Consider the following 10,495-nt stretch of genomic DNA (forward strand, 5'->3'; position numbering starts at 1 on the left):
CGCTTGCCCTTGAACAGCGGGCCGTCGCAGTGCGGGCAGTAGGCCACGCCCTTGTTCTTGAACTCCTGCTCGCCCGGCACGTTGATGTTGCGCCAGCGCGCGCCGGTGGCCAGCACCACGGTCTTCGCCTTCAGCGTCGCGCCGCTCTCGGTCTGCAGCTCGATGAGTCCGTCGCCGGGCACCAGCGCCTTGGCGCGCTGCAGGTTCATGATGTCCACGTCGTAGTGGCGCACGTGCTCCTCCAGCGCCAGGGCGAACTTCGGCCCTTCGGTCTCCTTGACCGAGATGAAGTTCTCGATGCCCAGCGTGTCCAGCACCTGGCCGCCGAAGCGCTCGGAGGCGACGCCGGTGCGGATGCCCTTGCGCGCGGCGTACACGGCCGCGGCCGCGCCGGCCGGGCCGCCGCCGACGATCAGCATGTCGAACGGCGCCTTGGCGGAGATCTTCTTGGCCTCGCGCTCCACGCCGCTGGTGTCGATCTTGGCCAGGATCTCCTCCAGGCTCATGCGGCCGGAGCCGAACTGCGTGCCGTTGAGGAAGACGGTGGGCACGCCCATGATCTGGCGTTCCTTGATCTCGTCCTGGAAGGTGCCGCCCTCGATCATGGTGGTCTTGATGCGCGGGTTCTGCACCGCCATCAGGTTCAGCGCCTGCACCACGTCAGGGCAGTTGTGGCAGGTCAGCGAGACGTACACCTCGAACTCGAAGTCGCCGTCCAGGGCCTTGATCTGGTCGAGGATCGCCTGCTCCACCTTCGGCGGGTAGCCGCCCACCTGCAGCAGGGCCAGCACCAGCGAGGTGAACTCGTGGCCCATCGGCAGGCCGGCGAAGCGCGGGCCGCTGCTCTCGCCCGGACGGTTGATGGAGAACGAGGGCGTGCGGTGCGGCGTGCCGGCGGAGCTGTCTTCCACCACGGTCACCAGCTTCGACGACTCGGCGATGTCCTTGAGCAGCGCGCGGGTCTCCTGCGAGGCCTGCGTGTCGTCGAGCGAGGCGACGATCTCGATGGGCTGCGAGATGCGTTCGAGGTAACTGGCGAGTTGGGCCTTGGTGGCGGCGTCGAGCATGGCGATCTCTCTTTCTCTGGCATTCAAAAAACAAGAGCCCGGGGTACGGTGCCCCCGGGCTCGACTCGGGGCGGCGCTCGAAGCGAGGCCGCCGGGCTGGCGCGTTCAGGCGGACGCCGTCCGCCAGGGCGGGAAGGCGTCGACACGGGGCCCGAAAGCCAGCCGGGGGCCGGTCATGGGAAGGCGATCAGATCTTGCCGACCAGGTCGAACGAGGGCTTGAGCGTCGCGGCGCCCTCTTCCCACTTGGCGGGGCAGACTTCGCCCGGGTGCGAGGCGACGTACTGGGCGGCCTTGACCTTGCGCAGCAGGTCCTTGGCGTCGCGGCCGATGCCTTCGGCGGTGATTTCCAGCGCCTGGATCACGCCCTGCGGGTCGACGATGAAGGTGCCGCGGTTGGCCAGGCCCTGGTCTTCGCGCAGGACTTCGAAGTTGCGGCTGATCGCCAGGGTCGGGTCGCCCAGCATCGTGTACTTGATCTTGCCGATGGTCTCGGACGAGTCGTGCCAGGCCTTGTGGGTGAAGTGGGTGTCGGTCGAGACCGAGTAGATCTCCACGCCCAGCTTCTGGAACTCGGCGTAGTGGTCGGCCACGTCGCCCAGTTCGGTCGGGCACACGAAGGTGAAGTCGGCCGGGTAGAAGAAGAAGACGGCCCACTTGCCCTTGACGTCGGCATCGGACACGTCGATGAACTTGCCATCCTTGTACGCGGTGGCCTTGAAGGGTTTGATTTCGGTGTTGATGACGGACATGTGCGTTCCTTCTGTGGAGGAGGTTGAACAATCGGGTGAGACATGATTATATGCATTGAAATCTCTGATTCAATAGAAATCAACTATTAATCAAGACCCTGCCGCCTATGACGGCGGCTGCGTTGTGCGAACGTGTCTCAGCATCAAACGCATGCAGACCGCCCGCGCAGGGACTTGACTTGTACGGCCCCCGGCACGGTCGGGACAATGGCGCCCGCAACTGTTTTTGATGAAGGACAACAACATGAAGGGCGACCCCCAGGTCATCGACCATCTGCAGGCGCAGCTCAAGAACGAACTGACGGCCATCAACCAGTATTTCCTGCACTACCGCATGCTCAAGCACTGGGGCCTGGACAAGCTGGCGAAGAAGGAATACGAGGAATCCATCGGCGAGATGAAGCATGCCGACAAGCTGATGGACCGCATCTTCATGCTCGACGGCCTGCCCAACCTGCAGGACCTGGCCAAGCTCCAGGTGGGCGAGGACGTGCCGGAGATCCTGGCCTGCGACCTGCGCTCCGAGCAGGACGCCCAGACCACCCTCAAGGCCGGCATCGCCTATTGCGAATCCGTGCGCGACTATGTCTCGCGCGACCTGCTGCAGGAGATCCTGGAAGACACCGAGGAGCACATCGACTTCCTGGAAACGCAGATCGACCTGGTGGACAAGGTGGGGCTGCCCAACTACCTGCAGTCGCAGATGGGCGAGGCGGACTGAGCTCACCCGGCAGACCAGCCCAGGCCCTTCGGGGCCTTTTTCTTGATATCTTTACCGGAACTTTGCAGCTATCGAATCCATAGCATTCGATGCAGGGATGGCAAGCGCGTCCGCGCCTCCGTGCCGAGGGCCCAAGGCGCCCCAAATGCAATCCGTTCTCATTTGAGTGGCTAGAATCCGGCGCGCCCATGCAGCCCGCCGCTTCCGCCCTTCCCTCCTCCTCCCGACGCGCCTACTGGCTCAAGACCCTGCACGAGTGGCACTGGGTCAGTTCGGCGCTGTGCCTGGTGGGCATGCTGCTGTTCAGCATCACGGGCATCACGCTCAACCATGCCGGCCAGATCGAGGCCCGGCCCACCGTCACCCGCCTCGACGGCACGCTGCCGCCGCCCCTGCGCGAACGCCTGGAGAACGCCTTGCCGGCGGTGCGCCAGCAGCAGCAGGGCCGCGCGCCCCTGCCGCCAGAGGTGAGCCTGTGGGTGCAGGCCCAGTGGCAGGTGGACACCGCGGGCCGCGAGGCCGAATGGTCCGACGACGAGGTCTACGTCTCCCTGCCGCGCCCCGGCGGCGATGCCTGGCTGCGCATCGCGCTGCCCGATGGCGAGGCCGAGTACGAGCTGACGGACCGCGGCTGGATCTCCTACTTCAACGACCTGCACAAGGGCCGCCACACGGGCGTGGCGTGGAGCTGGTTCATCGACATCTTCGCCGCCGCCGCGCTGATCTTCTCGGTCACCGGGCTGCTGATCCTCAAGATGCACGCCGCCAAGCGCCCCTTCACCTGGCCGATGGTCGGCCTGGGCCTGCTGGCGCCGCTGCTGCTGGCGCTGCTGCTCATCCACTGATCTCCGTTTTCCCGCTTCCACAAAGGACTGCCGTGCACCTTCGCTACCCTCTCGCTCCCATCGCGCTGTCGGCGCTGTTCGCCGGCCCGGCCGTGGCCGCCGGCCTGGGCGTGAACATCGAGATCCCGCGCCTGAACGTCTCGGAATACCACCGCCCCTACGTGGCGGCCTGGATCGAGAAGCCGGACAACACGGTCGCCACCACGCTGGCCGTCTGGTACGACATCCGCACCAAGACCAACAACCCCGAGGGCGAAGGCACCAAGTGGCTGAAGGACCTGCGCCAGTGGTGGCGCCGCACCGGCCGCGAACTGAGCGTGCCGATCGACGGCGTGACGGGCGCCACCAAGCCCGCCGGCAAGCATCAGCTGAACTTCACCGAAGGCGCCAAGCCGCTGGGCCAACTGGCGCCCGGCAGCTACAAGCTGGTGGTCGAGGCCTCGCGCGAGGTCGGCGGCCGCGAGGTGGTCAGCGTGCCCTTCCAGTGGCCGCCCGCCAAGGCCGAACAGTTCGGCGCCAAGGGCAAGGACGAGCTGGGCGAGATCCAGCTCGAACTCAAGCCCTGAACACCCCCTTTCACCCGACGAGGAGTCCCATCATGCACAAGACCATCCTGCGCACCGCCGCTGCCGCGCTGACCCTGACCGCCGCCCTCGCCGCACAGGCCCACAACCAGTGGCTGCTGCCCTCGACCACCGTGCTGTCCAAGCCCGACTGGGTGACGGTGGACGGCGCCGTCTCCAACGACCTGTTCGTCGCCAACCACTTTCCGGCCAACCTGGACAACCTGCAGGTCACCGGCCCCGACGGCGCCGTCGTGAAGGCCGAGAACCAGGCCAGGCTCAAGCACCGCAGCGTGTTCGACGTGAACCTGACCCAGCCCGGCACCTACCGCATCGCGCTGGTCAACAGCGGCGTGTTCGCCAGCTGGAAGGACAAGGCCACCGGCCAGAACAAGCGCGCCCGCGGCACGCCGGAAACGATCGCCAAGGAGATCCCCGCCGATGCGCAGGAACTGCGCGTGAGCCAGTCCGCCGGCCGCGTCGAGACCTTCGTGACGGTGGGCAAGCCCTCGCCCGTCAAGCCGGTCGGCCGAGGCCTGGAGATGATCTCGGCAGCCAGCCCGACTGACAACGTCAAGGGCGAGAAATCCACCTTCACCCTGCTGCTGGACGGCCAGCCCGCCAAGGACGTGGAAGTGACCGTCACCGCCGGCAACACCGTCTACCGCGACAAGCTGGACGAGCTGAAGGTCAAGACCGACGCCAACGGCCAGTTCAGCGTGACCTGGCCGAGCGCCGGCATGTACTGGCTGGACGCCAGCGTGCGCGACGACAAGACCACCGTGCCGCAGGCCAAGGAGCGTCGCGTGAGCTACGCCGCGACGCTCGAGGTGGCACCGTAAGCGGCGCCGCCCGCCACCGCCCGATCTTGTCCGCCCGCCCGGACTTCAGCGCCCGCCTGCCGGGCTACGCCGCGCCTGCGCTGCCGCGCGCGGCCGACCCGCCGCACCTGCAGCGGCTGGCGGGTGCCACCATGGGCACGACCTGGTCGCTGCGGGTGGCCAACCCGCGCATGCTGCCGCTGGCGACGATCGAGTCCGCCGTGCAGGGCGCGCTGGACGAGGTGGTCGCGCAGATGAGCCACTGGGAGCCCGGCTCCTTCATCAGCCGCTTCAACCGCGCGCCGGCCGGCACGGCCCACGCGATGCCGGACGCCTTCGCCCGGGTGCTGCGCCGCGCGCTGCACTGGGCCGCCGAAAGCGACGGCGCGCTGGACCCGAGCGTGGGCGCGCTGGTGGGGCTGTGGGGCTTCGGCCCGGAGGCTGCGGACACGGCGCCGCCGCCGCCTCGCGAGGCCCTCGCCGCCGCACATGCGCGCAGCAGCTGGCGCCGTCTGCGCTTCGACGCCGATGGCCGGCTCATCCAGCCCGGCGGGCTCTCGCTCGATTTCTCCGGCATCGCCAAGGGCTTCGCCGTGGACGCCGGCGTCGAGGCGTTGCGCGCGCTGGACTTGCACGATCTGCTGTTCGAGGTGGGCGGCGAACTGCGCGGCGCCGGACGGCGCCCCGGCGGGCCGCCCTGGCAGGTGGCGGTCGATCCGGGCAACGGCGCATCGCAGCGCATCGCGCTCTCCGACCGCGCGGTGGCCACCTCCGGCGACCGCTGGCACGTGCGCGAGCATACCGGCCGGCGCTGGTCGCACACGCTGGACCCGCGCACCGGCGAGCCGGTCGCGCACGCGCTGGCCGCCGTCACCGTGCTGCACGGCACCTGCATGGACGCCGACGCGCTGGCCACCGTGCTGACCGTGCTGGGGCCCGACGAAGGCCTGGCCTTCGCCGACCGCCATGACGTGGCCGCGCTCTTTGCCGAACGCAACGCGGACGGCCTGCTGCGGCTGCGTGAAAGCGCGGCCTGGACGGCAGCGCAGGCGAACCCCACTTGAGCTCCCCCGACCTGCTTCGCTGGCTGGGCGCCGCCGCCGCCGTGGCCGCCTATGCCGCGCTGTGCGCCGTCATCTGGTGGCGCGAGCGCCGCCGCGCCGCCGCCGCGGCCGCCGATGCGGCATCGCTGGCGGGGCCGGACGCCGCGGCGGCCGCGCCCACGCTGGTGCTGCATGCCAGCCAGACGGGCCAGGCCGAGGAACTCGCCTGGCAGACCGCCCGCTGGCTGCACGCCGATGGGCAGCCGGTGCGCGTGCTGGCGCTGAATGCGCTGGACGCTGCCACGCTGGCCGCCGCGCCGCAGGCCTTCTTCATCGCCAGCACCTACGGCGAAGGCGACGCGCCCGACGGCGCCAGCGTCTTCGTCGACCAGGTGATGGCGGCAGCGCCCCGGTCGCTGGCGGCGCTGCGCTATGCGCTGCTGGCCCTGGGCGACCGGCAGTACGAGCAGTTCTGCGGCTTCGGCCGCCGCCTCGACGCCTGGCTGCAGGGCTCGGGCGCCCAGCCGCTGTTCGAGCGCATCGAGGCCGACAACCTCGCACCGGCGGCGCTGGCCGACTGGCGCCGCCGCCTGCGGCCCGAGGCCGGCGACGCACAAGCCGGCGACGACGACGGACCGGCCGACTTCGCGCCGTGGCGCCTGGTCTCGCGCACCCTGCTCAATCCGGGCAGCCAGGGCGGGCCGGTGTTCGAACTCGGCTTCATGCCGCCGCGTGGCCCCGATCCGCACTGGGAACCGGGCGACCTGGCGCAGATCCGGCTGGACAGCGATCCGACGCGGCCGCGCGACTATTCCATTGCCTCCACCGTGCGCGACGGCGAACTGCAGTTGATCGTCCGGCAGGAGCGCCACCCCGACGGGCGGCTCGGCGCCGCCTCGGGCCTGCTCACCGCCACGCTCACCCTCGGCGACACCGTGGCGCTGCGCCTGCGCCGGCACCGCAGCTTCCGGCTGGAGGGCAACGCGCACCGGCCGCTGATCCTCATCGGCAACGGCACCGGCCTGGCCGGGCTGCGTGCCCACCTGCGCGAGCGAGCCGCCACCGGCGCCGGCCCCAACTGGCTGGTCTTCGGCGAGCGCCAGGCGGCGCACGACTTCCTCTGCCGCGACGAACTGAGCGCCTGGCAGGCCAGCGGCGTGCTGGCGCGGCTGGACATGGTCTTCTCCCGCGACCAGCCGGAGCGACGCTACGTGCAGCATCAGCTGCTTCGGGCCGCGGACGAACTCCAGGCCTGGCTGCACCGCGATGCCGCGATCTACGTCTGCGGCAGCCTGCAGGGCATGGCGGCGGGCGTGGATGCGGCGCTGCGCCAGATCGCCGGCGAAGCCACGATGCTCGAGTTGCAGCGCACCGGCCGCTACCGGCGCGACGTGTACTGAGCTCCCTTTTCGCCTGCCTCCGTGTTGCGATGCAGCAACGAAATGTGACGCAGTTCACATAAATGAGGTAGAAGCTGTTGCAAGTCATTATCATTCGCACGGCTCGCGGTTCGCCGCGAACTTTTCCCTGACCACACCCCGACCAGCCAGCCCCCCTCCTTCACGCGAGGGCGCCGCGCAAGCCACGTCGAGTCCTCGAATACCACCTTTACCGGAGGAGGGCCTTCATGGCTTACATCAAGAGTCGCAAGCACGCCGTCGCGCGCGCCGTTCCCCCTTTGACCGCCGCCGCCACGCTGATGGCGCTGTCGCTGCCCGGCATGGCGCAGACGGCCGGCACCGCCACCCTCCCGCCGGTGCAGGTGCAGGATTCGGCGGAGAGCTTCAAGGCCGAGACGGTGTCCAGCCCCAAGTTCACGCAGCCGCTGGTGGACACGCCCCAGACGATCACCGTGATCAAGAAGGAAGTGCTCCAGGAACAGGGCGCCACCACGCTGACCGAGGCCCTGCGCAACACCTCCGGCATCACCTTCCAGATGGGCGAGAACGGCAACACCGCCACCGGCGACGCCGTGACCATGCGCGGCTATGACGCCGCCGGCAGCATCTTCGTGGACGGCGTGCGCGACGTCGGCTCGATCACCCGCGACATGTTCAACACCGAGGCGGTGGAAGTGATCAAGGGCCCGTCGGGCGCCGACATCGGGCGCTCCGCGCCCACCGGCTACATCAACCTGGTGAGCAAGGTGCCCCAGGCATCCAACTTCATCGCCGGCAGCGTGGGCTTCGGCACCGACAGCCAGAAGCGCGCCACGGTGGACTTCAACCGCGTGCTCAACGAATCGGGCAGCATGGCCTTCCGCCTGAACGCCATGATCCAGGACAGCGGCGTTCCCGGCCGCGACGACGTGAAGAACAAGGGCTGGGGCATCGCGCCGTCCATCGCCTTCGGCCTGAACACGCCAACCCGCGTGTACGTGCAGTACCAGCACATGAACCAGCGCAACCGCCCGGACGGCGGCCTGCCCACCACCGGCCTGCCCGGCTACTACCTGGCGCAACTGGCGGCGCGCGGCGGCACCGGGCCGCAGCCCGATACCAGCAACTACTACGGCTACCTGTCCGACCACGACAACGTCGATGCCGACATGCTCACGGCGCGCATCGAGCACGACTTCTCGCCCACGGTCAAGCTGACCAACATCACCCGCTGGGGCCGTGCCAAGCAGGACCTGGTGCTCACCGGCGTGTTCAGCAGCGGCCTGCTCACACCCGACATCTGGAACCCGATCGGCTGGCAGACCCGCGTGCTGCCGCAGGGCAAGGGCCAGCGCAACGAGATCCTGACCAACCAGACCAACGTCACGGCCGAACTGATGACGGGCAGCGTGAAGCACACGCTCACCGGCGGCGTCGAACTGGTGCGCGAGCAGCAGGACAACACCACCTTGGCCGCGGTGCTCAACGCCTCCAACGGCGTGCGCTCGGGCAGTTCGTACCTGGCCTACAACAGCCTGTACCTGCCCAACGTGCACCGCGCCTTCGTGCCGGTGCTGCCCACCGGCGCCACCAGCGACGGCCAGGTCACCACGGTCGCCGCCTACCTGTTCGACACCATCAAGTTCAACGAGCAGTGGCAGTTGACCGGCGGCCTGCGCTACGAGCACTACCGCACCAGCTACAACAACCTGGCGGCCCCGGCAGCCAACGGCCTGCGCACCGTCAACGCCGCGCAGTCGGCCTCCGACAACCTGCTGACCGGCAAGATCGGCCTGGTCTACAAGCCCGCGCCCAACGGCAGCATCTATGCCGCCTACTCCACCAGCGCAACGCCGCCGGGGAGCAACTTCTCGTTCCCGTCGTCGACCACCGCGGCCAACGTGAACAACCTCAGCATGGACCCGCAGAAGGCCAAGACCATCGAGGTCGGCACCAAGTGGGACGTGCTGGACCGGCACCTGAGCCTGGCCGGCGCGATCTTCCGCACCACCAACAAAAACGAGCTGGCCCGCCTGGACGAGCTGACCGGCGAGATGGAGGTGTATGGCAAGTCGCGCGTGCAGGGCTTCGAGCTGAGCGCGGTGGGCCAGATCACCCCGGCCTGGCAGGTCATCGCCAGCTTCACCCACCTGAACACGAAGATCCTCGAAGGGACGACCTCCAACACCGGCGCCTCCTTCCGCTGGACGCCGGAGAACAGCGCCTCGCTGTGGACCAGCTACCGCTTCCCCTTCGGCCTGACCATCGGCGGCGGGGCACGCTACGTCTCGACGCAGCCGCGCTCCACCTCGAACGCCGCCATCACCCCGACCACCTTCTTCCCGGCGGTGCCGAGCTACACGGTGTGGGACGCCATGATCGGCTACGAGGTGAACAAGAACGTGTCGATCCAGTTGAACCTGTACAACCTGACCGACAAGTTCTACATCGCGCGCCTGAACAACGCCGGCAACCGCTACACGATGGGCACGCCGCGCTCGGCCATGCTCAGCGCCAACTTCCGGTTCTGATCCCGCGCAAGCCGCACCGCGCAGCGCGGTGCGACACTGCAGCCCCGCCCGCCCGGCGGGGCTTTTTTCTTCGACAACGAGGTGATCCGCCAATGATGCTGCACGTCCCCCAGGTGCTCACGCCCGCGCAGGTGCGCGAGATGCGCGCGGCGATCGATGCGGCCGAGTGGGTCGACGGCCGTGCCACCGTCGGCCCGCAGGGCGCACAGGTCAAGCGCAACCGCCAGCTCGACGAGATGTCGCCGCTGGGCCGCCAGTTCGGCGAGGTGATCGTGCAGGCGCTGCTGAACAATCCCCTGTTCTTCTCCGCCGCCCTGCCGTTTCGCTTCGTGCCGCCGCTGTTCAACCGCTACGAGGGCGGCGAGACCTACGGCCTGCACGTGGACGGCTCGGTGCGCAACGTGCCGGGCACCCGCTTCCAGCTGCGCACCGACCTGTCCTGCACGCTGTTCCTCTGCGAACCGGAGGACTACGAAGGCGGCGAGCTGGAGGTGGTCGATACCTACGGCGCGCACGAGGTCAAGCTGCCGGCCGGCGACCTCATCCTCTATCCCTCCAGCAGCCTGCATCGCGTCCACCCCGTCACGCGGGGCGCGCGCGTGTGCTCCTTCTTCTGGGTGCAGAGCATGGTGCGCGACGACACCCGCCGCGGCCTGCTGTTCGAGATGGACCAGGCCCTGCAGAAGCTGCGCGCCCGCGTCGGCGAGACGGAGGAGACGCTGGCCCTGACGGCCAGCTACCACAACCTCCTGCGCATGTGGGCCGAGGTCTGAG

Annotated in this window: 10 protein-coding genes; 8 read left to right on the forward strand and 2 right to left on the reverse strand. The window is 68.8% G+C overall.

From position 1 onward, the window contains the following. Both ACIY1X_RS20505 and ahpC read right to left on the reverse strand, forming a co-directional pair. Nucleotides 1-1,067 (reverse strand): FAD-dependent oxidoreductase (locus tag ACIY1X_RS20505; protein ID WP_399684123.1); only part of this gene is annotated, 1,067 nt, incomplete at its 3' end. Between the two features lie 187 nt (nt 1,068-1,254). Continuing rightward, the gene (gene ahpC, locus ACIY1X_RS20510) at nt 1,255-1,818 is read right to left on the reverse strand and encodes an alkyl hydroperoxide reductase subunit C (RefSeq protein ID WP_038209457.1); all 564 of its coding nucleotides are present in this window, start codon (nt 1,816-1,818) and stop codon (nt 1,255-1,257) included. Nucleotides 1,819-2,062: 244 nt separating this feature from the next. On the opposite strand from ahpC, the gene bfr reads away from it, so the two are divergent. The 8 genes from bfr to ACIY1X_RS20550 all read left to right on the forward strand — a co-directional run bounded on the left by bfr (nt 2,063) and on the right by ACIY1X_RS20550 (nt 10,494). Next, nucleotides 2,063-2,539: a bacterioferritin gene (gene bfr, locus ACIY1X_RS20515; protein WP_038209517.1), complete on the forward strand. Its 477-nt coding sequence runs from the start codon at nt 2,063-2,065 to the stop codon at nt 2,537-2,539. Nucleotides 2,540-2,727: 188 nt separating this feature from the next. Next, nucleotides 2,728-3,384 (forward strand): PepSY-associated TM helix domain-containing protein, encoded by a 657-nt coding sequence (locus ACIY1X_RS20520; protein WP_399684126.1) that lies wholly within the window; start codon nt 2,728-2,730, stop codon nt 3,382-3,384. 32 nt (nt 3,385-3,416) lie between these two features. After that, the gene (locus tag ACIY1X_RS20525; protein WP_399684129.1) at nt 3,417-3,950 is read left to right on the forward strand and encodes a DUF2271 domain-containing protein; all 534 of its coding nucleotides are present in this window, start codon (nt 3,417-3,419) and stop codon (nt 3,948-3,950) included. Between the two features lie 32 nt (nt 3,951-3,982). Next, nucleotides 3,983-4,789 (forward strand): DUF4198 domain-containing protein, encoded by an 807-nt coding sequence (locus tag ACIY1X_RS20530; RefSeq protein WP_399684132.1) that lies wholly within the window; start codon nt 3,983-3,985, stop codon nt 4,787-4,789. Between the two features lie 26 nt (nt 4,790-4,815). Further along, nucleotides 4,816-5,832 (forward strand): FAD:protein FMN transferase, encoded by a 1,017-nt coding sequence (locus ACIY1X_RS20535; protein WP_399684135.1) that lies wholly within the window; start codon nt 4,816-4,818, stop codon nt 5,830-5,832. Continuing rightward, complete coding sequence (locus tag ACIY1X_RS20540) at nt 5,829-7,211, forward strand: sulfite reductase subunit alpha (RefSeq protein WP_399684137.1); 1,383 nt, start codon at nt 5,829-5,831, stop codon at nt 7,209-7,211. The genes ACIY1X_RS20535 and ACIY1X_RS20540 overlap by 4 nt, the downstream gene beginning before the upstream one ends. A 227-nt stretch (nt 7,212-7,438) precedes the next feature. Further along, the gene (locus tag ACIY1X_RS20545) at nt 7,439-9,721 is read left to right on the forward strand and encodes a catecholate siderophore receptor Fiu (RefSeq protein WP_399684140.1); all 2,283 of its coding nucleotides are present in this window, start codon (nt 7,439-7,441) and stop codon (nt 9,719-9,721) included. A gap of 92 nt (nt 9,722-9,813) precedes the next feature. Next, a complete protein-coding gene (locus tag ACIY1X_RS20550; RefSeq protein ID WP_399684142.1) occupies nt 9,814-10,494 on the forward strand; it encodes a Fe2+-dependent dioxygenase in 681 nt (226 codons plus the stop codon). Nucleotide 10,495 lies beyond the last annotated feature (1 nt).

Origin of the sequence: Xenophilus sp. (genome assembly GCF_044462705.1) — a bacterium.
Taxonomy (GTDB): domain Bacteria; phylum Pseudomonadota; class Gammaproteobacteria; order Burkholderiales; family Burkholderiaceae_C; genus Xenophilus; species Xenophilus azovorans.

Bases quoted from the DNA above. Each gene is read 5' to 3' on its own strand.
- bfr (WP_038209517.1), top strand. From the start codon at position 2,063: ATGAAGGGCGACCCCCAGGTCATCGACCATCTGCAGGCGCAGCTCAAG.
- ACIY1X_RS20530 (WP_399684132.1), top strand. From the start codon at position 3,983: ATGCACAAGACCATCCTGCGCACCGCCGCTGCCGCGCTGACCCTGACC.
- ACIY1X_RS20520 (WP_399684126.1), top strand. From the start codon at position 2,728: ATGCAGCCCGCCGCTTCCGCCCTTCCCTCCTCCTCCCGACGCGCCTAC.
- ACIY1X_RS20545 (WP_399684140.1), top strand. From the start codon at position 7,439: ATGGCTTACATCAAGAGTCGCAAGCACGCCGTCGCGCGCGCCGTTCCC.
- ahpC (WP_038209457.1), bottom strand. From the start codon at position 1,818: ATGTCCGTCATCAACACCGAAATCAAACCCTTCAAGGCCACCGCGTAC.
- ACIY1X_RS20550 (WP_399684142.1), top strand. From the start codon at position 9,814: ATGATGCTGCACGTCCCCCAGGTGCTCACGCCCGCGCAGGTGCGCGAG.